Raw genomic sequence first — 24,041 nt, forward strand, 5'->3', positions numbered from 1 at the left:
GTAAGATTAACTATATTCGGTATAAACTTAAACCAAACAAACATGAAAATTCAAAATTATGCAGCAGTATCATGCTGCCTTGCACTTACCTTGTTCTTTTTTTCGGCCAAATCGCAAACAAAAGCTGTTCTTTTTGACGGCACTTTAGTTGCCGGATATGTAGATGGCGGTGCATTTCTCAATTGCGCTGGACCGGGCATTAAATTCAGCAAAAAGCCCTATAGTGTATTATTAGGTCTGTTACCTACTTTAAGAATTAAAGAAGACAAAGTGGCATCGGGTGCCCCAAAAAACAAATTACTTACACCTAGCCTTGGTTTTGGCTTAACAGCTGCATTTCGGCATGTAGCTTTACAACTCCCTTTATACTACAACCCTAAAACCGCAGTCAAAAATGGCGAATGGAACGTTGGCGTAGGCTTAGGCTATAAATTTTAAAAGAACCCATTTATTTATTTACGCTTAAACAGATCGTTATGACACTAAACTCCATTACTAAACCGCTAGATAAATTAAATATATTTTCGTTCAAAGGTGTTCAGATGAAAACCTTTCACATCACCTGGCTAACTTTCTTCTTTTGTTTTTTCGCCTGGTTCGGCATGGCCCCCTTAATGAAAATTGCAAGAGAGCAATTACACCTTACCAAAGATCAGGTGGGCAACATTCAGATTGCTTCAGTATCAGCTACCATTATTGCCCGTTTACTGATCGGACGGCTAATTGATAAATTTGGTCCTAAACTCATTTACACCTGGCTTTTGGTACTGTGTGCCATTCCGGTACTGTTAATCGGAACCAGCCATTCTTATACTTCATTTTTACTTTTCCGCTTGGCCATTGGCGTAATCGGCGCTTCATTTGTAATTACCCAATTCCACACCTCCATTATGTTTGCTTCGAACATTAAAGGAACCGCAAATGCAACTGCAGGTGGCTTCGGTAATGCAGGTGGTGGTGCTGCCAATTTATTTATGCCATTAATCGCATCTGGCATTACCGCTCTGGGCTTTTGTAGCACTGAAGACAGCTGGCGTTATGCTATGATTTTTCCCGGTGTAATGCTTTTAGTATGTGCTTTTTTATATCACCGTTATACTTTAGATACCCCACAGGGAGATTTTAAGGATTTAAAAGATGAAAACATAAAAAGCACCAAAAACACATTTTTAATCGCCGCAAAAGATTACCGCACCTGGATTTTAACCATTGCCTACGCTGCCTGTTTTGGTGTAGAAATAACGGTTGACAACTTCGCCCCGATCTTTTTTACTGATTCATTCGGTGCAACAATCGCCATAGCCGGAATGGTTGCAGGTATTTTTGGCTGGATCAATGTTTTTGCCAGACCATTGGGTGGAATTGTTGCTGATAAAATCGGTAAAACCTGGGGATTTGATGGCAAAACACTTTTACTTGCGCTATTGCTTCTGATAGAAGGAATCGGCCTGATCTGGTTCGCAAAATCGGGCAATATTGGAATGGCTATTTTTATGATGTTCGTTTTCGGTCTAAGTTTAAAAATGGCCAACGGCGCAACTTACAGCCTTGTTCCTTTCATTAATCCACTTGCGGTTGGTAGTGTAGCAGGTATTGTAGGTGCTGGCGGAAATATCGGCGCTATGCTTATTGCATTTATGTTTAAAGCCAAAGCTGGTCATGCTACTAAAAATGTAATCGAAAATGGGCATTCTATTCAAAAAGATCTGATCGATTATACCAGTGCATTTACCTTTCTAGGCTTTATCATCCTCGGAATTGGCATTGCTATATTTATTTTCAGAACCATTATGGCACAGAAAAGCGCAGAGATAGAAGATCTTGTACTTACACCGAGCAAATAGTCATACCAAAAGTAAAAATCTACCTACAATACCGTTGATCATTTGAAAGAAGAAAAGAATATATCGCTAAATAATACAACAACATGCTGCTATTGCGGAGTGGGCTGTGGTATTGTGGTAAATAAAGATATCCATGAGCGGATAACAGTTGAAGGAGACAAAAACCACCCTGTAAACAAAGGCATGTTGTGCAGTAAAGGCATGAATCTTCATTACACGGCGAATGACAAAAGTGACAGACTGCTGTACCCCGAAATGCGCTACAACAAGAATATGCCCCTACAAAGGGTTAGTTGGGATACCGCACTAGAAAGAACGGCAGCCGTTTTTAAAGCACTGATTAAAAAACATGGTCCCGATAGTGTGGCTTTTTATGCAAGCGGACAATGTTTAACGGAAGAGTATTATGTAGTAAACAAATTGATTAAAGGTTTTATCGGTAGCAATAATATCGATACCAACAGCCGCTTATGTATGAGCAGTGCGGTTGTTGGTTATAAAATGAGCTTAGGTGAAGATACTGTGCCCATTAGTTACGATGATATTGAAATTGCCGATTGCATTTTTGTTGCGGGTGCAAATCCAGCATGGTGCCATCCTATCCTTTGGCGCCGTGTTGAAGCCGCAAAGCAAAAAAATCCAGACTTAAAGATCATTGTCAGTGACCCGCGAAAAACGCAGACCTGCTCGCTCGCCAATGTCCATCTGCAACTCAATCCAGGCACCGATATTACCCTTCACCACGCCATTGGCCGATGTTTAATTGAAGATGGAAAAATCGATGCTGATTTTATCATCAACAGCACCAATGGTTATGAAAAATACCATGCTACCGTTTTCGAAACCTCACTGGCCGAAGCAGCAGTTGTTTGTGGCATAAAAGAAAGTGATATCCGCTTGGCCGCATCGTACATCGGCAATGCAAAAGGTTTCATCAGCATGTGGACCATGGGGCTTAACCAAAGTGTGGTGGGTACTAATAAAAACCTTTCATTAATCAATCTAAACCTGATTACCGGCCATATTGGCAAACCTGGAAGCGGACCTTTTTCACTCACTGGACAACCAAATGCTATGGGCGGACGAGAAGTTGGTGGTTTAAGCAATTTATTGCCGGCACATCGGGTTTTAGCCAACGAAAGTCACCGCAATGAGGTCGAAAAATTTTGGCAGATCCCATTGGGCACCATACAATCTAAACCGGGCTTAACTGCAACCGAAATGTTTGATGAACTGAATACAGGAAAGCTCAAAGCAGTATGGATTTTATGTACCAATCCATTGATTAGCCTACCAGATGTTCGTGTAGCCGAAGAAGGATTAAAAAAAGCGAAATTTGTAGTTGTTCAGGATATTAGCAACAAAGTAGAAACCTTAAAATACGCTGATGTGGTTTTACCTGCAGCTGCCTGGGTAGAAAAAGAGGGCACCATGACCAATGCAGGCCGCTATATTTCTTATCTCAGTAAAGTAACCGAAGCACCTGGAGAAGCCTTACCAGATTCGGAAATTATCTGCCGGTTTGCAAAAAAAATGGGTTATCACGGTTTCGATTTCAAAAGTGCTTCCGAAATATATAACGAGCATGCAGCCCTTACGGAAGGAACCAACATTGATATCAGCGGACTTAATTATGAGATTTTAAGAAAAAAAAGAGCCGTTCAATGGCCTTACCCGAAGCAAGAAAAAGCATTCGGAACAGCCAGGTTATTTACCGATCACCAGTTTTACACACCAGATAAAAAAGCCAATATTTTATCATTTGATGACCAAAACCAATCGGAAGCTTTAACACCGGAACATCCATTGATTTTAACCACCGGAAGAATCAGAGATCAATGGCATACCCGAAGCAAAACAGGCAAGGTAAATAAATTGAACCAGCATATTAGTGAATCTTTTTTAGAGATCAACCCAATTGATGCTGAAGCCCGGAACATTAAAGACAATGATATTATCGAAATTTCCAGTTTACGTGGAAATGTTCGTGTAAAAGCAAAATTTTCGGAAGATATTAAACCTGGAGTGGTTTTTATGCCCATGCACTGGGGCAAAATCTTAAAAAGTGACCTAAACCGGGTGAATAACCTCACCAATAACCTGGTTGATCCACTAAGCAAAGAACCCGATTTTAAATTTAGTGCTGTAGAAGTAAAATTATATCAAAAAGCCCGACAAAAGATCATTGTTATTGGTGCGGGAGCTGGTGCCTGTGGTTTTGTTAAAAGTTACAGGGCCTTAAATACCGAAGATGATATCGAGATCTTTAGCAAAGAGAATTTCCCTTTTTACAACAGGGTACTTCTCCCCGATTACATTATTGGCACTTTACCATGGCATAACCTCATTAAAATGAGCGATAGTGAAGAAACCGATTATAGAATTAAACTGCACCGTGGGTTAGGTATCGAAAAAATCAACAAAGAAAATAAAACCGTTATTGATAGTAACGGAGAAACCCACCATTACGATATCCTGCTCCTGGCCACGGGAAGCAGGGCTTTTGTGCTTAAAGATATCCCGAAACTAAACGGCATATTTACCATGCGCAGCCGTAACGATGCCGACAGTTTTAAAAAACACGTGGATACCACAAATGGAAAAGTAGTAATTGTTGGTGGCGGTTTATTGGGTATCGAACTCGCTACATCTTTGGCCGAAACAGGATCAAAAGTGACGATTATCCAACGGATATCAAGATTAATGGGTCGCCAGTTGGATGCATTAGGCAGTCAGTTACTACATGAAGAACTGATCAGCAAAGGCATTGAGATTTTTTACAATGATGAAGTAGACCGGATTATCGGTGAAAAAAGCATTTCGGGCATCCGTTTAAAAAGTGGTTTATTGATCGATTGCGAATCTTTAGTAATTGCCATAGGTACTGTTCCGAATACCGAACTGATTAAAGAAGCAGGTATAGAATGCAAGAGAGGTGTTGTAGTTGATGAATACCTGAGAACCAACGAAAAAGACATTTATGCTATTGGAGAAATTGCCGAATTTAATGGCCAGATGTATGGCATTACCGCAGCAGCAGAACAACAGGCCGAAATTGTAGCCCGGTTTCTTTGCGGAGACATTGCTAAATTTTACCAGGGCAGCCTGCTCATGAATATCCTTAAAATGCACAGTTTAGAACTCTGTTCATTAGGTTTGGCCGAAATACCGGACAACGATCCGACTTATGAGGAAATTGTTTTTATTGATAAAGCAAAGCGCTACTATAAAAAATGTATTGTACACAATGATAAACTGGTTGGAGCCATATTAATTGGCGATAAAAGTGAGTTTTTGGAATTCCGCAACCTGATCGAAAATAAAATGGAGTTGAGCGAAAAGCGGCTTCAATTGTTAAGAAGTGGCAAAACAACCGAACCCATTATCGGCAAAACCGTATGCAGCTGCAACAATGTTGGCGAAGGCAACCTGATCAACAAAATTAAAGACGGCTGTAAAGATCATTTGCAGCTTTGCCAGTTAACTGGCGCTGGAATGGGCTGTGGCAGTTGCAGGCCCGAGGTAAAAGCCATATTAGATTCTTTTGTAAATGTATTAAAAACGGAACCTAAGCAGGTTTTAGTAGAGAAATGATAGATTTTCGTGATTCTTCATAAGCGTGTATCATAGTATGAATTGTCATCCTGTCCATAGGACTCCTACGAACAACATGACAGAATAAGAAGAGTAAGTTCTCTTTCTTTAATGAAGGTTCAGAGAATAATATTTAAAATTGAACAAAGTGATGAAAGTAAAAATAGGTCCTTCAGAATTTAAAAACCTAAAAGGGATTGAATATTTTAAGTTCGAGGAAGATTTTATTGAAGAAAATGTGCGTTGTATCCCGATGATCGTACGTTTTAAAATGGATGCCGCAGGAATAAAACTAAAATTGGCTGAATGGAGTAAATTTCATCCATCAGAAAGAATCCAACTGGCTTTACTACCGGTTTCAACTCAGGAACAAACAGATAAGTACCATCAATTTCTGATTGGCCTGATTACAAAATATACTGGAAATCAAGCTACCACGCTAGCTATCGATCCGCTACCCGATTGGGGAAACCTACATCAAATCCCTACGATGCTAAAAGAAAAGGCGACAGAATTAGCATTACAGCTTTCCATAAACCAGTGGCGAAAACTCACTAATATCCAAAGGTTTGCGCTTTTAAAATTATGCAGACCAGGGCACGAAAACAAAAACTTCCCAAAGGCAATAGTAGAATTTGGACTTTTAAATAGCTAAATCATGTATCAAACCATCATCATTAACTTTCCAGGCGGCATCATATCACCGGGCAATTTGTATAATATCCTGGTTGCGGCAACAAAAGCGCGGATCCAATATGTCCGTTTTGGCCTCCGCCAGCAGTTATTGATTGATACTACAACCTATAATATTGCCATATTTACAGGCGAAATGGATAAATTTGGGATCGATTATGAAGTAGACACCAATAATTTCCCGAATATTATCAGTTCTTATCCTGCTGAAGAGATTTTTATCCGCAAAACCTGGCTTACTGAAGGGGTATACAAAGATGTTTTAGACGATATCGACTTTAGACCTTCCGTTAAAGTCAATATCTGCGATAGCGACCAAAGTTTTACCCCCATGTTAACGGGTAATATCAACTGGATTGCCTCTTCACAATCCGAACATTATTGGCATTTGATTATCCGGTTTCCAAAAACCAATGTAACCTATGAATGGAATCAGCTTTGTTACACCAACCATATTGCACAGGTTACCAAAGCGCTGGAGGGTATTATCAAAAACAATCAGTCACAGTTTGTAGATAATCCACAAGCCAATGGTGAAGCGCTCTTTGCACTTTTAGATCAGGACAACTTCATTCTTAAACAGGCCGAAAATACCGTGTCCCTATCTTCTTTTAACCTACCTTATTACGAGGGCTTAAACCGATATAACAATAAATATTGGTTGGGTATCTACAGGCGCGATGAATTGTTCAGCATTCCATTCTTAAAGAAACTCTGCCAGCTTTGTTTAGATACCAAACTCGGTCAGTTGTGCTGTACCTCCTGGAAAACCATTATTATAAAAGGGATTGATGAAAAAGACAAAAACCTTTGGAATGGCTTGCTCGAAGAATTTGAGATCAATATGCGGCATGCGGCCAACGAACTTAACTTTCAGGTGGAAGACAATTGTAACGAAGGTCTAGCGTTAAAAAATTTCCTTGTTAAACATTTGAGCATTGATGATACCAGGACGTTTGGAATCTGCTTTGGCATTAAAACACGCAAAAAAAGTGAGGTTTTCAGTAGTATCCTGATCCAAAAACGCCACTTGATTAATATACTGGGTTTAAAACTACTCCCCGTTTACGATATCCTTTGTGCTAAGGATTTTAACCCCAACGAGCGTACCGGCGAAATTTTTAGCAGGAGTAATCCTAGTTTTTTATTACCAGAACAAGTAAGGCGTTCGATATTTAAGTTTTACAAATACCGTTTAAATGCGATAAAAACCGGTAATCAAAAACAGAGCTTTCAAACTGAAGAAACGATAAAAAAAGATGGCGAGTTTTTATATCAGTGTAACAATTGTTTAACAGTGTACAATGAGCGCATTGGCGAAATTGAAAACAACATTAACCCAGGTACGGCATTTAAAGATTTACCAGAAGGTTATTGTTGTGTGCTTTGTGAAGGAGAAAAAGACAATTTCACTAAAATTGATCAATCAGCCTTGCAATTGTTATAAGCCGTTTATTTCTGCATGGGAATTAAAATTACTGAAATAACGATAATCCTGGTCCTCAATGGCAATTTCGCAAACTCGCAAATTACTTAAAACGTATTTCATGCTGTGTTTGGCCAAACCATTGGTTTGAAGCAGGTGTACAATTTTTTTCAAACCCTCAACTTTATAAATCCCGCATAAAGGTTCTTGCTGACCATCTTTGGTGAAAATATAAGCCTCGAAAGAATCATCAGCTTTAAGTGAATGGATTAGCTTTTCCAGCAACCTGACTTCCATCAACAACATATCGCAGGCCAATAAGAACAGATCTTCCTCTGGATTTGATAAGTGCGCAGAAAGCACCCCCAATAATGGTCCCTTGATATCAGGTAAAGAATGGTCAACTATCAGGTGTTCATTCCCAAAATAACCTGCATAGGTTTCATGCTGCGATGGATTAACTGAAAATTTTACCGGGAGATCAAGCGCACTTAATTTATCAGCTGCCATCTGTGCCCATAATTTATCCTGATGACTGAGCAAACCTTTATCAGTGCCCATTCTTAAACTCTGCCCACCACATAAAACGATTCCCAACATATTATATTAATAATTTAAAAACTGGTTATTAATTAAGCTAAGCGAAATAAATATTTTGAAAAGATACTTCGACTACGCTCAGTATAACAACAATAAATTTTAAAAAATTAAAATTATAAACCTTAATTATTTATTACTCAAATCTGTTAGTCCAGCTTCGTTTAAAATGCCAATTTGCTTTCCTTTCACTATTATTAACTTTTCTGCTAACAGCTCGTTCATGGTCCTAAAAACGGTTTCGTAAGTGGCACCGGTAAAAGCAGCCAGATCCTGACGGCTTAATGCTAAATTTAAAAATCCTTCGGCATCTAATCCAAATTGGTCTCTTAATCCTAGAATAGCCACGGCAAGCCTCCCCTTAACCGACATTAAAGCTAAATTACGCATTTTCTTTTCTGAGGCATGTAATTCATCTGCATAAAACATCAACAAACCGTAAGCAAATTCCTGGTTTACTTTTATGGTAGTTTTAAAAAAATCGATATCTACAAAACAAAGTTTGGTGGTTTCTAAAGCTGTTGCCGATATTGGATAGGTAGAAATACTGCTGCTGATTCCCCTATGTCCAATTATGGCTCCATCGTTTGCAAAACGTAAAATCAATTCTTTGTCGCCCCATTGTTTATGCACTTTTACATTACCCGAAGTAACAAAATAAACACCACTCACCGGATCGCCCTCTTTGATAATTATTTCCCCTTTTTTAGCGATAAAATTTCGTTTATGGCCCTCGATAGCAGAATGCCATTCTTTTAATGTGAGTTGGCACATAAAACAAGTTTCAAGATCGCAGTTATTATTTTTCTTCATATTTTATTGGGGATGTTGGGTAAAAATAGCAAATCATTGCACAATTATTGGGTATCGTAAGCAAATTCGGTGATTCTTCACTATTGTTGAAAATTTTATAAGAATAAAACTCATTGAAAGAGAACACTTAGCATTTTTTACAGGCATCTTCATCACAAAGAAGTTTAAAGATATGCCATCAAATCATAATTTTGTGTTATGGCAAATACAAACGTTAGAAAATCAATCCAGAATAAGATCGAATCATTGGGCAAGGAAATCGAAAGCTTACAATCAGAATTAAAAAGATGGGAAAAAATTGCAGCCGATTATGAAACCAACTCGGAAAGCATTGATTTGATTTTATCGATACAATTACCTGAAAAACCAGAACCAAAAACTAAAAAGGTAAAATTGTAAGGCATTAAAACAAGAAAACCCGGACAATGTCCGGGTTTTCTTGTTTCGTCACCCTGAATTCATTTCAGGGTCTTAATAGTAGAAAAGATGCTGAATTAAATTCAGCATGACGATCGTCTCAGGAATATGTGTTAAAAACAAATGGTGTTATTCCAAAACTTCTTCCACTTTTTTTTCCGGAATTTTAGCTCTCGGCTTAAAACCAGCAGGCTTATTATCGCCTTCGGTTAAAACGGGCGCTTTCTTTACAGCTTTCTTTTTGAATTTCCTACCATACCAGATTAGAAAGCCGGTTATAGGCAAACTTGCACCTATTAGTGACGCAAAAAAAGCCATCACTTTACCTGGGAAAATATATCTAATATTTAGATCAAGCCCAAATAAGAATTAGTAATTTCAAAACCTTCTCCATCACTCCTACAACGAAAACCGGCTTACTCAGCTGAGCACCTGACATTTACCGAAATCTGATTATTTTAAAAGCTTAAAACCCTTTTAGTTTAAAACATGTTTATGTAGATACAACAAAAAACAAAGCATATGAAAAAGTTAATTTATGTATTCGCCATTTCTGCATTAGCATTTCAGGCCTGCAATGGAGGAAACAAGGATGCCAAAGAAAGTGCCGATAGTTTAAACATGGCTAAAGACAGTTCAACCAATGCAGCTGCCACCGGAGGAATTGCGGTAGATGAAGCTGATGCGAAGTTTACTACACAGGCAGCAGTTGGCGGTATGGCTGAAGTAGAACTAGGAAAACTGGCCCTCGAAAAAAGTAGCAATCCACAGGTTAAAGAATTTGCAACCATGATGGTAAAAGACCACGGCATGGCAAACACCGAATTAATGGCCATTGCGAAACAAAAAAACATTACACTACCAAGCACTGTAGACGATGAGCACAAGAAAAAAATGGATGACCTGAGCAAAAAATCAGGTGCAGATTTTGACAAAGCTTATGTTGATGCCATGGTGAGTGGGCATAAATCTACACTAAAATTAATGGAAGATGAATTAAGAGATGCTAAAGATGCAGATCTTAAGGCATTTGCGACTAAAACAGCACCAATAGTTCAAAGCCATTTGGTGATGATCAATAAAATTAACGATAGCATGAAATAATGCGGTTTAGCGTATTAAATTTCTTAGATAAAGGGATTTAATACGCTACTTTTCCCGTCACACTTTGATCTCTCCAGATCTTATCATTAATTACTGAATTTATTTTTCGAAGGTTATACTTAAAGCTCTGGCGGGGTATGCCAATCGATAAAGGCTTTCCTACTTAACATTTTCAGGTAAGGATAATTTCCATTTAATTGGTTACGCTGTTTTAGCTCATATAAAAAATGCCCACCTAAGTCTACAATTATTTTTGCGGTAGCTAAATACCATACACTATGTGGCTGTTTCCAACAAAAAGAATAAAGGTTTGAGGTGAGCTTAATGCCCTGAAGTTCGGGATGGTAAAAATTAAGTATTTTTGGATTGGGCAGCCCCTGCATTACCTCCGATTTCCTCACCATCGAAAGGTGATCGGAATGGCAAAACTCGTAATCCTTTAGCTTTGGGTCATCTACATCAGGCAAATGTTTCAATATTTTAAATCCTTTAAATTTTTTGCCATTCAATACCCATATTAAATTTGGATAAAACGCCTCTCTGCTATTAAGTTCAATCAATGTGATCGGAGAATTTTGAAACTCGATGGTATAACCTGATGGGGAAAATACATCAGCACGGTGAATATCAGCATTGGCTGCATCATAAAAAGCAACTTCTCTAAATGATGGCGGGAAAGCCAATTTCCAATCTCGGTGCCATGCGGTCTCCTTTCGGCAATATTCTTTTTTAAGTGATGAAATATCCTGAATCATATCTGAACGGAGGATATCACTTTTCATTTCACTATTGTTCATTCTCTTTCAATGTGATTAAATCACTAAAACAATTAATTAGGGAAAACAAATTTAAACTAAAATTTTTAGTAAAAAAATAGACTTAAGATATAAACGGACAATATTTAAAAATCATTATGACTGAGCATTAGGCATATACCACCTGTTAAAAAAAATTATTTCAATCTGCTCAAAATAGAATGATAACTTTGTAGTATGACCATCCAAGAAATACAACAGCTAGAAGATTTTTTTACCCAGGCAGGAAAGCAAGAGGTTCCAATTTATCTTAATCAGGCTACCGTAATTACCGATTATGCCCATTTTCTGGAAAGTCATTTTATGCCTTTAAAGCTTAATCCTGATGCAAAAGTGAACCTACCACTAATACATAGGCTAAAAATGTTAAAGTTATTGATTGAATCAAATGCATAAAAACGATTCAATTTAGCTGTTACAGCGCCATCATTGGTAAGAAGGGACCAATTTGAATCGCAACACAAGTAATCGAAACACTTACTATCTGTTAAACTGGTCTTTCGACAGGCTATCATTGACAGAATCCAATAGAAAGCTCGTCATTGCGAGGAACGAAGATAACCGAACGAAGCGAGCTCATGAATGCCTTTAAAAACAACTGCAAAAATGAATAATCTTAAAGCGCAGGTAAGTAACGATCGTTGTAAGATTGCTTCGTCGGCTGAAAAAGCCTTCTCAGCAATGACGATGCCTCGCAGCTTATTATTGCACAAAAAAATCTCTGTCATCTATATTGACTTTTATACAATAAATTACCCCTCAGGATGACAAATCTATATTTGTCATACGTCCAATTCATGCCTTTCCTATTCATGTTTATGGTTGTTGGAATAGTTGACTCCGGTTTTCTAATCAGGCAATTAAAAACTTAACCTCTTTTAGTTTTTAAAATAGATATTTCCAACTATATTGGCCGTGATTGGTTATTCCTATACATTGACCCTTATTTATGACTAAAAATATATTCATTGCTTCGGCCGAACCCTATACCGGAAAATCAGTAATTGCTTTCGGAATGATCAATATGTTATTGGCTAAAACGCAAAAAGTAGGTTACTTTAAACCCATTATTGCGCAAGACGATCAGAATAAAAAAGATGAACATGTAGAAGCCATGTTGGATTATTTCTCACTCCCTGTTAAATATGAGGATGCTTTTGCCTTTACCCGGCAAGAAATGCTGCATCAAGCAGAAGATAGTGGAGCAATTATCAATACCATTATCAGTAAATATAAAAAACTGGAAGATAATTACGATTTCACGGTAATTGAAGGCAGCGATTTTTTAGGCGAAGGTATGGCATTTGAGTTCGAATCGAATGCTTTAATGGCCAAAAACTTAGGTGCACCAGTTTTAATAGTGGTATCGGGAAAGAATAAAACAGCAAGTCAGCTTTTTAAATCTGCCATCAACATTTACCGTAACTTCCTGTTGCGCGATGTGCAGGTATTAGGCGTAGTGGCCAATATGGTGAATCCAGAGGAGGCGGACCGTATTAAACAAGCTTTAACCAATCAATTGCCTGCCGAATTACTTATCGCCGTTATTCCTACCGAAACAGGCCTACAAAGTCCAACAATGAAAGAAATTACATTGGCACTGGGTGGTGAGGTGCTTTTTGGATCTGAACTATTGGATAACCAGGTTGATAATTTTGTGACCGGTGCCATGATGCTGCCCAATTTTTTAAGGCACATAAAAGATAACCTGCTTATTGTTACTCCCGGCGATCGTGGCGATATCATTATAGGCGCACTTCAGGCCAACTTATCAGCCAATTACCCAAAAATTGCAGGCATTGTTTTAACCGCAGGCAGTTTACCGGATGAGCCCATTATTAAATTGATTGAAGGTTTACAAACCATTATTCCAATAATAGCGGTTAAAAAGGGAACTTTCGAAACCACTACAACCATTGGCAGTATCCACTCCAAAATTACAATCGAAAACAAGAAGAAAATTGCAGTGGCAATAGAGCTTTTCGAAAAATATGTCGACATTAAAGCGCTTGATGATAAAATTATCACTTTTAGCTATCAGGGAATTACTCCGCACATGTTTCAATACCAACTGGTTAAATGGGCCAAACGCGATAAAAAACATATTGTTTTACCAGAAGGAAATGACGAACGCATTTTAAAAGCAGTGGAGAAACTCATTACCCAGGATATTGTAGACATCACGCTCTTGGGCGACCCAACCGAAATTACCAACACGATTAAAAGACTTGGATTAAATCTGGATCCCAATGCTATAAAAATACATAATCCTGGCCAATCGGCTCATTATAACGATTATGTAGATACCTTGCACGAACTACGTAAAGCCAAGAATGTAAACCTCGAAATGGCCAGGGATATGATGACCGATGTTTCTTATTTCGGAACCATGATGGTTTACAAGGGTGATGCTGATGGGATGGTTTCGGGTGCGGTTCATACCACTCAGCACACCATCAGGCCTGCTTTACAGTTTGTTAAAACCAAGCCAGGCGTATCGGTGGTTTCATCCATTTTCTTTATGTGCCTGCCAGAAAGGGTGGCCATATTTGGAGATTGTGCGGTTAACCCCAATCCTACTGCCCAACAGCTGGCAGAAATAGCAATTTCTTCAGCAGAAAGCAGCGCCAAATTTGGCATTGAACCCCGGATAGCGATGTTATCTTATTCTTCTGGTACATCAGGCGAAGGTGAAGATGTAGAACGCGTAAGAGAAGCCACTGCCATAGTTAAAGCAAGGCATCCGGAATTGAAAATTGAAGGTCCGATACAATATGATGCTGCTGTAGATCCACTTGTAGGCAAACAAAAATTACCAGGCTCTGAGGTAGCAGGTAGAGCAAGTGTATTAATCTTCCCTGATTTAAATACCGGCAACAACACCTATAAAGCCGTACAGCGCGAAACCGGTGCACTGGCTATTGGCCCAATGTTGCAGGGCTTAAATAAACCAATAAACGATTTAAGCCGTGGCTGTACTGTAGATGATATTTTTAATACCGTTGTAATTACAGCGATCCAATGCCAAGACATTTAATATGAACATTTTAGTAATCAACTCAGGAAGCAGTTCCTTAAAATACCAGCTTTTTAACATGCCAGAAAAAGCTCCGGCTTGCAGCGGTCTGGTAGAGCGTATTGGCATTGAAGGCTCGTTTGTTAAACATACAGTTTATCGCAACAACGAAAAGCATAGCATAGAACAATCAGGTTTTATTGCTAACCACGGCGAAGGCTTAAAACAGGTTTTAGCATTGCTAACTGAGGGAGAATACGCGGTAATAGCCAGCCCTGATGATATTGCAGCTGTTGGCCATAGAGTAGTGCATGGAGGTGAACATTTTACAGGTGCAACCCTTATTACAGATGAGGTAAAACATCAGATCAAAAGGCTGTTTTCACTTGCCCCACTACATAATCCGGTTAATTATAAATGTATTGAAGTAGCCGAACAGACTTTTGTAAACGCGAAACAAATTGCCGTTTTCGATACAGCATTTCATCAAACCATACCAGAACAGGCCTATCGTTATGCCATTCCGGAATGGTATTACAAAGAACATGGCATCAGGGTATATGGATTTCATGGTACCAGCCATAAATATGTAAGTGAACAGGCCATTAAATGGTTAAATAAAGTTGATACAAAAATTATCAGCATCCACTTGGGCAACGGCTGCAGCATTACGGCCATTAGAAATGGTAAATCGATAGATACGAGTATGGGATTTGGCCCATTAAGTGGATTAATGATGGGCACCCGCTCTGGAGACATCGATCCATCGGTTATTTTTCATTTAATGGAGCATTCTGGATATACTTTAGAACAGTTAAGCACCTTGGTTAACAAACAATCAGGATTGTTAGGTGTAGGAGGCTCGAGCGACATGCGCGACATCAGAAAAATGGTTAGTGAAGGCGATGCAGCTGCAATTTTGGCGCTAAAACTTTATGCCTATAGGATCAAGAAATTTATTGGAGCTTATGCAGCTATTTTAAACGGCATAGATGCGATAGTATTTACCGCTGGTGTAGGCGAAAACGACAGTAACATGCGTGAGTCTGTATGTTCGGAGCTGAATTATCTGGGTATTGAATTAGATTCAGATCAAAATACAGCCTATAATGGAGAATTGAAAGAAATTAACAAGGCAAGCGCTAAAGTAAAAATCCTGGTTATTCCAACCAACGAAGAATATGAAATTGCCCATCAATGTTTTGAACTTATAGACTAAACTTCCGAAGTTTGCGCCAATGGCAATGCGCCTGGCTAACTTCGGAAGTCTTAATTAGAGCAAGATTATCTTTGGCTGGTGAGCCACCAGCCATGGAATTTCACTTTTAGATTACGCTATGGCTTTTGCGCTTTGCCAATTTCGAAAGTCTAGCTAGGCTTAGGCCGTTTCCAAAATAGACAAAATATTGCCCGCAGGATCTCTAAACCAGGCAATGTTTGGCCCTCCGTTTCCCCGTGAGATGCCTTTACTATCCGTCTTGAAATATTCTTCATTGTAAATCTCGAATTTTATTCCCTTGGCAATAAGTTCATCGGCCGCTTGATCTATATTTTCGACAGGAAAATTAAGTACCGTAAAAGTTGCCGGAACATGATTTGGCTTTGGGTAAAGTAATACATTTGCTGATCCGGAAATAACCAGTTCAATTACGCCCATCGGGTTATCTTTAACTTCGATACCCAATACGCCTTGATAAAAATCTTTTGCTTTCTGTACATCGTCTACAGAAAACGAGCTGAATGCTTTTGAGTTTTGTAACATAATCTTTTTTTAAATCAATTTACGAGAACGGACAGTTAAATTTAGTGGATTAAAACAATAGTAACAGGCTGTATAAGCGGCAAAGTACAGGCCCAAACGAGACAACTTCCATTAACTTTTCCAGGCACCCAATAAACGTCTGATGACTACAATTTCGGCAACGTGGTAGGCATTATGATCGGCAATCTGTAGGGCTTCGCGTAATACAGTTTGTCCATCGCCATGCGGAATTGGCACATATAAGTCTGAAGAATCTAACAAAGCAATAAATTCTTTCAGATCAGCATCAATCTGTTTTAGTGTATTGTTCCAGGCATGTTCATCTTTAGGCACCAGTTCTTTAGGCCAATATTCCTCTGGCCATTTAGGCGATCGATGCGATCCATCCTTGCTAAATTCGAGCATATCCCACTGGGCAATTTTGATATGTTCTACCAATTGCCAAATGCTGTAAGGTAAGTTGTAAGGCTTTTCGCCCAATAGATTAAAAGGCAAATTGGCAACAGCATCTTTAAACCCTACATGCGCTCCACCCCCATTTAATAATTTTTTAAGTTCCGTAACCAGTATTGATGTTTGATTTTCCATATAACATTAGCAGATTGTATAAATCTAACAAACGTGATTCTCATAGGTTTGTATAAAAATCAATTTCGGTGGCAGCATCTATTTTTTTAACGCACAATTCTTTTAAATTTGGGCATGAACCTATCTTTTCCGATCCTCACAGCATATACCTATCTCAACACCGCTAATTCTGGCATTTTATCTACCAATTTGGCAGAATGGAGAACTAAACATGATCAAAACTTTATTTCAGGAGGAAGTATTTTCAGAATGGAAAATCTGCCCATCATTACTGACCTCAGAAATAACATAGCTAAACTTTTCAGTTCAAAATCCGAGAACACCTATCTGGTTCAGAATTTTTCAGTAGGTTTTAATACTTTACTGAGTGGATTGGACAAAAACCATCGTTTTCTATTACTGGAGGAGGAATATCCATCTGTGAGTTATCCTGTAATCAGTATGGGTTTTGGGTACAATAGCATAGCCATTGATGAAAAGCTAGAAGAAAACATCATCATTGCCATTGAAAAATTTAAACCTACCGTGCTGGCATTTAGTATGGTACAATATATTAGTGGATTAAGGATGGATGATGAATTTATCCAGAAATTAAAAGCTACATATCCAGATCTTTTGTTGATCGGTGATGGCACTCAGTTTTTAGGCACAACAAATTTTAACTTTGAAAAATCAGGCTTGGATGCTTTAATCGGAAGTGGCTATAAATGGCTTTTAGCGGGGTATGGAAACGGTTATGCCTTTCTTTCCGATCAGATGAAAGATGCGATTTATAGCAAAAACAAACTGGCCGACTTACCTACAGCACCTTTCTTAAAAGGTAAAGACCACCTATCTATGTGTTTCGAACCCGGGCATTTAGACACTTTAAATTTTGGTACACTAAACGAAAGCTTAAACGAGCTTGGCTCAATCGGTTTCGATTGGATTGAAAAAACCGCACAAGCAATTTCCAACAAAGCCAGGCTAGCATTAAATTCAAGAGGCTTAATTCCAGATTGGACATTGGAGCGAAAATACCAATCTACTATTATGAGCATGCCATTGGATCAAAAAACAGTTGACAAAATCGCTGCAGCCAAAATACTTTGCTCACCACGTGGCAAAGGCACAAGGATTTCATTTCACTTTTATAATACAGAAGAGGATTTAAATCAACTGCTCCAGGTTTTGGATAACCGCAGTTAGTCTACTTTCCAGATGGCATCTACAAAATACTGATGTTGATCGAAGAAACGCTTAAGCGGTTTAAATCCGGTTTTTTCTGCAAGCTGATCGATATCATTAAGCGAATACTTTTGTGATATTTCCATAAAAATATGTTCGTTTTCTGCAAAATGAATGGCATTTTGACCAATATTAACAATCTGTTTTTTTAAACTGATGAGGTAACTTTTACAGGCTCCAGATTCTGGATCGTAACTGGCATAGTGCTCAAAATTGTTCAGATCAAAATTGCCATCCAATTCTTTATTGATGCGATGAAGCAAATTGAGGTTAAATGATCTGGTAATTCCACCTTTATCATTATAGGCAGAAAGAATCTGCTGGGGATTTTTTTTTAGGTCGAATCCAATGATCAATAAATCCTTAGGAGAAAGCAGTTTTTTTAATGACGAGCAGAATTTTCCGGCATCGGCTATACTCATGTTTCCGATATTTGCGCCCATAAAAAGCACAACCTTTCTGCGGCTGGATAATTCTGTGGCCTTTTTAAGCATATTAAAATAATCACCATTTAAACCCTTCATATCCAATCCAGGAAGTTTTTTAGGCAAACTTTCTTCCAGATCTGAAATTACATGTGCGGAAATGTCAATCGGAAAATAACTAAATTTCAACTGACTATCCAACAATGATTTTAGCAGGTGAATGGATTTTGTTGCATCGCCAGCACCCAGTTCGATTAAATCAAAAGTGCTTCCATCAGCCGATATCGCCTGAGAAATCTGGTTGGCTTGGTATTGCAGGATTTCCATTTCTGCATTGGTTAAATAATATTCCTCCATTTCCATAATCTGCTGAAAAATACGGTCTCCGGTAGCATCGTAAAAATACTTAGAGCGCATAAATTTTGGCTCGGAGTGTAAGCCTGCCAAGGTTTCTTGAAGGAACTGTGTTTTGTTGTCTGTCGCTGTTTCGATAGTGGTGGTGGTCATATCTATACTATTTTACTAATCGGATGCCTGTATATTGCCACCTTAAATGTGGGTGGAAGAAATTTCTATAAGTAATACGCGAGTGATTTTCGGGCGTGGCAATTGATGCACCGCGAAGCACTTTCTGGTTAACCATAAACTTTCCATTGTACTCGCCAATGGCACCCGGTGCTTTACTAAAACCAGGATATGGCAAATAGGCACTTTCGGTCCACTCCCATCGTTCGCCCCAGTTAAAGTGTTTGGCTGCTATCTCCCATTCAAATTCAGTGGGTAAACGCATGCCTTTCCAGCTTGCAAAAGCATAAGCTTCATAATAACTGATGTGGCTTAACGGTGCGGTTAAATCAATAGCTAAAAGGCCAGCTAAAGTATAATTAAACCATTTTCCGCCTATTAAATGCCAATACATTGGTGCATTAATGTTATTGTTTTTCACCCAATCCCATCCTTCAGCATGCCAGAAATTGAAATTTTCATAACCGCCTGCACTAATGAATTCAATAAATTCTGCATTACTCACCAATGTTTTACTGATTGAAAAATCGTGCAGGTAAACCTTATGCCTGTTTAATTCATTATCAAAGCTGAAATCCTTTCCATCATAACCGATCTCATAAACACCTTCAGAAATTTGGATAAAGCCAGGCTCTATTTTACTTATGGTTAAAACTTCTTTTTGGTTCTTTGAATAAGTTGGAAAAAGTGGGTTGTTTCCTAAAATATATTTAATATCGGTAAGTAAAAGTTCCTGGTGCTGCTGCTCATGGTTAAAACCCAAAATCAACAATTCTTCTACTTCATCTTTTAGTGTCGTGGCCAGGAATTTCACCATGGCTTCATCTACATAAGCCCTGTACTGGTAAATCTCATTTACGCTCGGTCTACTTAAATTACCACGATCTGTCCGGATTACGCGGTTACCAACGGTTTCATAATAACTATTAAAAACGAAATTATACTCATCGTTATACACCTGATAATTAACAGAAAACGGCTTTAATATAAAGGTTTCGTAGAACCAGGTGGTATGTCCCAAATGCCACTTCGGTGGACTTACATCCACGATAGGCTGTACTACATAATCTTCTGTTTGCAATGGTTCGCAAATTTGTTCGGAGTATTTCCTGATCTGCAAGTATTCTTCTACCAGTGTCATTAATTTTTATCTAGATAGTTTTTAAGATCTGTGATGGTATTAACATTCAGATCTTTTGATTGTTTTTGCCGCATCATCAAAGCATAAGAATTATTAAAACCTATAGGTTTAAGCCATTTGATATTAAACTTTTTCTCAAATTCGTTGTAGACATAATCATAAGTTTTATCTTTATCGTGCGCCATTTCCTTAGCAATTTTTGGATCCGGTTGCAACAAAACCAATAAACCTGTTCCGGTATATTCGGGATAAAAATCGATCTGATCATTCATCAGTGCATCAAAACAGATTTTTGTTCCACCAAGTCCTGTTTTGGTAGATACCTCATAATCTGTATTTCCTTTAATCAACATGCTGTACATTTCGGCCAGAATATATTGCTCACCAAAAATCTTTGAGCCTATCCTCACTACACCATTATGTCCGTTTTTTGGTGCTTTATACAAACCAGTACTGATGAGGAAATCCTTTGCAACACGTTCCGGTGTTTGGTGGAGGTAATCTGTTCTGTAATTAAGATCGGTCATTACTGAATCAGTTATTTTGCCTGCTAACAGATTTAATGTTTCTTCCAGCTTTGGAAATTGTTTAAAAGCTTCATTCCGAACTATTGGTGCAGCGTAGTAAGGCGGAAAAATGACTTTATCGTCTTTTAAAATTTTCAGATCGAAAGCTTTCAAACGGCCATCAGTAGAATAACCGCTAATCACATCCAATTCTTTTGAAAAAGCGGCCTTGTACATTACCGCATCACTGATTACAATGGTATGGATTTTTAAGCCATAGATAGATTTCAATCCAAGATCGCCGTCTTGCCTGCCCATAAATTCAGGAGTAAATCCGGCGGTTAAGGTAGAACCATAAGCCGATGGAAGTGCATAAAAACCACCTAAAATTAAAATCACAATAGGCAAAATGTACAATGCTTTTCTCAGCTTTTTAAAATCCATTTTCTGTACCAGGGAAAGTAAAGCATCGAGAATAATGGCCAATAGCGCAGCAGGAATAGCCCCAGCTAAGATCATGTTGGTGTTGTTGAGCGAAATGCCCCCAAAAATAAATTCCCCTAATCCACCCGCAGCAATAAAAGAGGCCAATGTGGCTACGCCTACATTGATGACTGTTGCAGTACGGATACCCGCCAATATAACGGGCATAGCCAATGGCAACTCAACCTTTAGCAAAATCTGACTTTTGCTCATGCCCATTGCCCTGGCCGCTTCTTTAACATGCTGATCAATGCCAATAATTCCTGTATAGGTATTGCGGATAATCGGTAACAAGGCATAAATGAGCAGCGCAACAATTGCAGGTTTTGCACCAATCCCTAAAACGGGAATCATAAAACCCAATAAGGCAATACTCGGAACCGTTTGCAATACGCCGGCAATCCCTAAAACCGTTCCAGAAAGTTTTCTTTTTCTGGCAATCAATATGCCTAATGGTAAGCCAATGGCAATGGCAAAAAGTAAGGAAATAAAGGTTAAACCAACATGTTGCAGGGTTTGAGCAAACAATTTATCAGATTGCTCATGCATAAACTGCCATAAAGTTTGCTGATGCTCATTCATGTACCTGCGCGTTTTGAAATTGGTTAAATCCTTTGGTTAACTGTTCGAAATTAATGGCTTTGCTTTCTTTATTGGCACCAGAAACAAGAAGTTCACTCCGATCAGAACTCCGCAACAACTCCATCGCATCCCATATATTCATATCAGTAGAAAGGCTTTTCCCATCTTGTAGTGTCCCTTTAGGTAAATAAGGCCAAATATCCTGTATTTTAACTACTTTAAATTCGAGGGCTAACCTTTGTCCGGCTAAAAATTTCCTTGCAAAATCATTTACCGGTTGATAAAGTAATTCTTTGGGTGTTCCGATCTGGATGATTTTCCCCTTATCCATTAAACAAATGCGATCTGCCAATTCAAAAGCTTCCTGAACATCATGCGTAACCATTACAATGGTTTTCCTTTTTAGTTCTTCTAATCCCTTAAATTCTTTTTGGATACTGGTTCGGGTAACGTTGTCTAAAGCGCCAAAAGGTTCGTCCATTAACAATACAGAAGGGTCTGTAACCAAAGCACGGGCAAGGCCTACACGCTGCTGTTGCCCACCACTAAGCTCATGTGGAAACATCAACAGGCTATTTTCAGGAAGATGGAGTTTTTTGATCAGCTCCTGCGTTCGGACTTTAATTTTTTCTTTATCCCATTTTAAAAGCTTCGGCACAACGGCAATATTCTCAGCGACGGTATAGTGTGGAAAAAGCCCAATGTTCTGCATCACATAACCAATCCCCCTTCGTAAAACATCAGGATCTTGATTGGTTATATTTTCGCCATTGATAAAAACCTGACCTGCATCGGGCTCAATTAACCGGTTGATCATTTTTAGCGTGGTGGTTTTACCACAGCCACTTGTGCCCAACAATACCAGCGTTTCCTTTTCTTCTACCTTAAAAGAGGCTTTATTTACCGCTAAGGTATCTCCAAATTCCTTACTTATCTCTTTTAATTGGATCATACTTAGTTATCGATTTTCATAAATAGATTATTTAACGATTCGGAATATGTAGGGTGTGCGAATACACAATATCTGATCCTATCGTAAGTAATCCCGCCTTCCATCGCCATTTGAAGAACAGACATGATTTCTCCGCCTTCTGAGGCCAGGATAGCAGCTCCCAGTATCTTTTTACTATCAGCATCTACAATTGCTTTCATCAGCCCTAAAGTTTCATTTGTTTCAATACCCCGTGCAACATTCGACATCGGTAGAACGGCAACTTTATAATTCAATTTCTTTTCTTTTGCTTCTTTTTCAGAAATACCTATCCGCCCAAGTTGAGGGTCGGTAAACATGCAATATGGCACCGGCCGATCGTGAATAGCATAATTTGTGCCCTCCATTAGGTTCCGGTAAACAATGGTATAATCGTTATAAGCAATATGTGTAAATGAAGGGCCACCTTTTACATCACCGAGTGCATAAATCCCTTTAATATTGGTTTCGAGTTTTTCATTGACAAGAATATGCCCTTTGTCATCCAATTTTACGCCACAGTTTCCAAGATCTAAATCTGCAGTCTGAGGCGTACGGCCTGCGGCTACCAACACATGGCTCGTAGTTATTTCTTTTTTTATTTTCCCAGACTCCAGCGTAATGCTAATCTGTTTTTTATCCTGCGCTATTTTCTTGATTTTAACATCAGTGATCAGTTCGATGTTTTCGTCGGTTAAAATTTCAGTAAGTGCTAATGAGATATCCTGATCTTCTCTCGCTAATATGCCTGATGATTTTTCCAAAACGGTTACTTTACTGCCAAATCGATTAAACATTTGTCCAAACTCAAGCCCGATGTAATTTCCGCCAATAACCACCAGGTGTTCTGGAACAGTTTTAAGATCTAAAATTGTTGTCGATGTAAGATAATTAATTTCATCTAATCCTTCAATATCCGGTATGGTAGTTTTTGCACCAGTGTTGATAAAAATCCATTCGGCAGTTACTTTTTCTTCACCGCCATCGTTGAGTGCAATAGACAGTTCTTTTTCACTACTAAATCTTGCTGTTCCAAATATAAGCTCAAGTCCTTTGGTATTTTTAAGGCCTTTTTCAGATGATGACCTGAACTGGTTTACGATATCGTCCTTGCGTTGCTTTATCTTTCTAAAATCAATTTTGATCGCTCCAACTTCTATGCCCAGTTCAGTTGCTCTTCTGGCTTGATACACTGCCCTTGCAGAAGCGATCATTGCTTTTGTTGGTGTACAACCATCATTAATACATGTACCGCCAACATATCTTTTTTCAACAATCGCTGTTTTTTTGCCTGCTTCGGCAAGTCTTTTGGCCAAAGGCGTTCCTGCCTGACCTGCGCCTATGATTATTGCGTCGTAGTGTTTCATCGATTTCCAGATTAATAGAATTTGTTTTGTCCTGAAAGATATAACCTAAATACGAGTCCAATGTTTGGTCAATATTGATTTATACTATGTTCAATTGAGACATTACAAGTTCGAATAAAAAAGTTACAAACTATATTCCAAAATCG

Annotated in this window: 21 protein-coding genes and 1 pseudogene; 11 read left to right on the forward strand and 11 right to left on the reverse strand. The window is 38.6% G+C overall.

Annotated features, from left to right (window positions below):
• Positions 1-42 precede the first annotated feature (42 nt).
• From AC1DNH_RS04620 to AC1DNH_RS04640, 5 genes are all read left to right on the forward strand, one after another.
• Positions 43-438 carry a hypothetical protein gene (locus AC1DNH_RS04620; protein ID WP_251029902.1) on the forward strand — a complete coding sequence of 132 codons (396 nt, stop codon included), beginning with the start codon at positions 43-45 and terminating at the stop codon, positions 436-438.
• Positions 439-476: 38 nt separating this feature from the next.
• Entirely contained in the window at positions 477-1,844 is a 1,368-nt protein-coding gene (locus AC1DNH_RS04625; protein WP_477582100.1) for an MFS transporter, read from the forward strand.
• Positions 1,845-1,886: 42 nt separating this feature from the next.
• Positions 1,887-5,438: a molybdopterin-dependent oxidoreductase gene (locus tag AC1DNH_RS04630; RefSeq protein WP_477609055.1), complete on the forward strand. Its 3,552-nt coding sequence runs from the start codon at positions 1,887-1,889 to the stop codon at positions 5,436-5,438.
• A 151-nt stretch (positions 5,439-5,589) separates the two neighbouring features.
• Complete coding sequence (locus AC1DNH_RS04635; protein ID WP_477609057.1) at positions 5,590-6,093, forward strand: nitrate reductase associated protein; 504 nt, start codon at positions 5,590-5,592, stop codon at positions 6,091-6,093.
• Positions 6,094-6,096: 3 nt separating this feature from the next.
• Entirely contained in the window at positions 6,097-7,578 is a 1,482-nt protein-coding gene (locus tag AC1DNH_RS04640) for a rubredoxin (protein WP_477609059.1), read from the forward strand.
• Here the strand turns inward: AC1DNH_RS04640 and AC1DNH_RS04645 are convergent.
• Complete coding sequence (locus AC1DNH_RS04645) at positions 7,573-8,157, reverse strand: molybdenum cofactor guanylyltransferase (protein WP_477585168.1); 585 nt, start codon at positions 8,155-8,157, stop codon at positions 7,573-7,575. The genes AC1DNH_RS04640 and AC1DNH_RS04645 overlap by 6 nt on opposite strands.
• A 126-nt stretch (positions 8,158-8,283) precedes the next feature.
• Entirely contained in the window at positions 8,284-8,928 is a 645-nt protein-coding gene (locus AC1DNH_RS04650; RefSeq protein ID WP_477585169.1) for a Crp/Fnr family transcriptional regulator, read from the reverse strand.
• 237 nt (positions 8,929-9,165) lie between these two features.
• Between AC1DNH_RS04650 and AC1DNH_RS04655 the strand changes: the two genes are divergently transcribed.
• The gene (locus AC1DNH_RS04655; protein ID WP_477585170.1) at positions 9,166-9,366 is read left to right on the forward strand and encodes a hypothetical protein; all 201 of its coding nucleotides are present in this window, start codon (positions 9,166-9,168) and stop codon (positions 9,364-9,366) included.
• Between the two features lie 147 nt (positions 9,367-9,513).
• Here AC1DNH_RS04655 and AC1DNH_RS04660 read toward each other — a convergent pair.
• Positions 9,514-9,717: pseudogene (locus AC1DNH_RS04660) on the reverse strand (PepSY-associated TM helix domain-containing protein); the annotation flags it as partial.
• Positions 9,718-9,906: 189 nt separating this feature from the next.
• Between AC1DNH_RS04660 and AC1DNH_RS04665 the strand changes: the two are divergent.
• Positions 9,907-10,488, forward strand: a complete 582-nt coding sequence (locus tag AC1DNH_RS04665; RefSeq protein ID WP_215129083.1) for a DUF4142 domain-containing protein — start codon at positions 9,907-9,909, stop codon at positions 10,486-10,488.
• 119 nt (positions 10,489-10,607) lie between these two features.
• Here AC1DNH_RS04665 and AC1DNH_RS04670 read toward each other — a convergent pair whose 3' ends face one another.
• Positions 10,608-11,285, reverse strand: a complete 678-nt coding sequence (locus AC1DNH_RS04670; RefSeq protein ID WP_477585966.1) for a competence protein CoiA family protein — start codon at positions 11,283-11,285, stop codon at positions 10,608-10,610.
• Positions 11,286-11,480: 195 nt separating this feature from the next.
• On the opposite strand from AC1DNH_RS04670, the gene AC1DNH_RS04675 reads away from it, so the two are divergent.
• From AC1DNH_RS04675 to AC1DNH_RS04685, 3 genes are all read left to right on the forward strand, one after another.
• Entirely contained in the window at positions 11,481-11,699 is a 219-nt protein-coding gene (locus AC1DNH_RS04675) for a DUF6965 family protein (protein ID WP_029276033.1), read from the forward strand.
• Between the two features lie 553 nt (positions 11,700-12,252).
• The gene (gene pta, locus AC1DNH_RS04680) at positions 12,253-14,340 is read left to right on the forward strand and encodes a phosphate acetyltransferase (RefSeq protein ID WP_477625213.1); all 2,088 of its coding nucleotides are present in this window, start codon (positions 12,253-12,255) and stop codon (positions 14,338-14,340) included.
• 1 nt (position 14,341) lies between these two features.
• Entirely contained in the window at positions 14,342-15,538 is a 1,197-nt protein-coding gene (locus AC1DNH_RS04685) for an acetate/propionate family kinase (protein WP_477625214.1), read from the forward strand.
• A gap of 159 nt (positions 15,539-15,697) precedes the next feature.
• Here AC1DNH_RS04685 and AC1DNH_RS04690 read toward each other — a convergent pair whose 3' ends face one another.
• Positions 15,698-16,081, reverse strand: a complete 384-nt coding sequence (locus AC1DNH_RS04690; RefSeq protein ID WP_477611422.1) for a VOC family protein — start codon at positions 16,079-16,081, stop codon at positions 15,698-15,700.
• A gap of 111 nt (positions 16,082-16,192) precedes the next feature.
• Complete coding sequence (locus AC1DNH_RS04695; protein WP_477585009.1) at positions 16,193-16,669, reverse strand: DinB family protein; 477 nt, start codon at positions 16,667-16,669, stop codon at positions 16,193-16,195.
• A 114-nt stretch (positions 16,670-16,783) separates the two neighbouring features.
• On the opposite strand from AC1DNH_RS04695, the gene AC1DNH_RS04700 reads away from it, so the two are divergent.
• The gene (locus tag AC1DNH_RS04700; RefSeq protein WP_477585008.1) at positions 16,784-17,857 is read left to right on the forward strand and encodes an aminotransferase class V-fold PLP-dependent enzyme; all 1,074 of its coding nucleotides are present in this window, start codon (positions 16,784-16,786) and stop codon (positions 17,855-17,857) included.
• Here AC1DNH_RS04700 and AC1DNH_RS04705 read toward each other — a convergent pair.
• Genes AC1DNH_RS04705 through AC1DNH_RS04725 form a run of 5 tightly spaced genes read right to left on the reverse strand, consistent with a single transcriptional unit; the run spans position 17,854 to position 23,895 of the window.
• Complete coding sequence (locus tag AC1DNH_RS04705) at positions 17,854-18,828, reverse strand: L-histidine N(alpha)-methyltransferase (RefSeq protein WP_477625215.1); 975 nt, start codon at positions 18,826-18,828, stop codon at positions 17,854-17,856. The two genes, AC1DNH_RS04700 and AC1DNH_RS04705, sit on opposite strands and share 4 nt — an antisense overlap.
• A gap of 7 nt (positions 18,829-18,835) precedes the next feature.
• Entirely contained in the window at positions 18,836-19,987 is a 1,152-nt protein-coding gene (gene egtB, locus AC1DNH_RS04710; RefSeq protein WP_477579992.1) for an ergothioneine biosynthesis protein EgtB, read from the reverse strand.
• Positions 19,987-21,558 (reverse strand): ABC transporter permease/substrate-binding protein, encoded by a 1,572-nt coding sequence (locus AC1DNH_RS04715; RefSeq protein WP_477579994.1) that lies wholly within the window; start codon positions 21,556-21,558, stop codon positions 19,987-19,989. Before AC1DNH_RS04715 ends, egtB begins: the two co-directional genes overlap by 1 nt.
• Entirely contained in the window at positions 21,551-22,510 is a 960-nt protein-coding gene (locus AC1DNH_RS04720) for an ABC transporter ATP-binding protein (RefSeq protein WP_477579996.1), read from the reverse strand. Before AC1DNH_RS04720 ends, AC1DNH_RS04715 begins: the two co-directional genes overlap by 8 nt.
• A 2-nt stretch (positions 22,511-22,512) precedes the next feature.
• Positions 22,513-23,895, reverse strand: coding sequence for a mercuric reductase (locus AC1DNH_RS04725; protein ID WP_477625216.1), 1,383 nt, complete (start codon positions 23,893-23,895; stop codon positions 22,513-22,515).
• Positions 23,896-24,041 lie beyond the last annotated feature (146 nt).

Source organism: Pedobacter sp. 01N310, assembly GCF_056399805.1.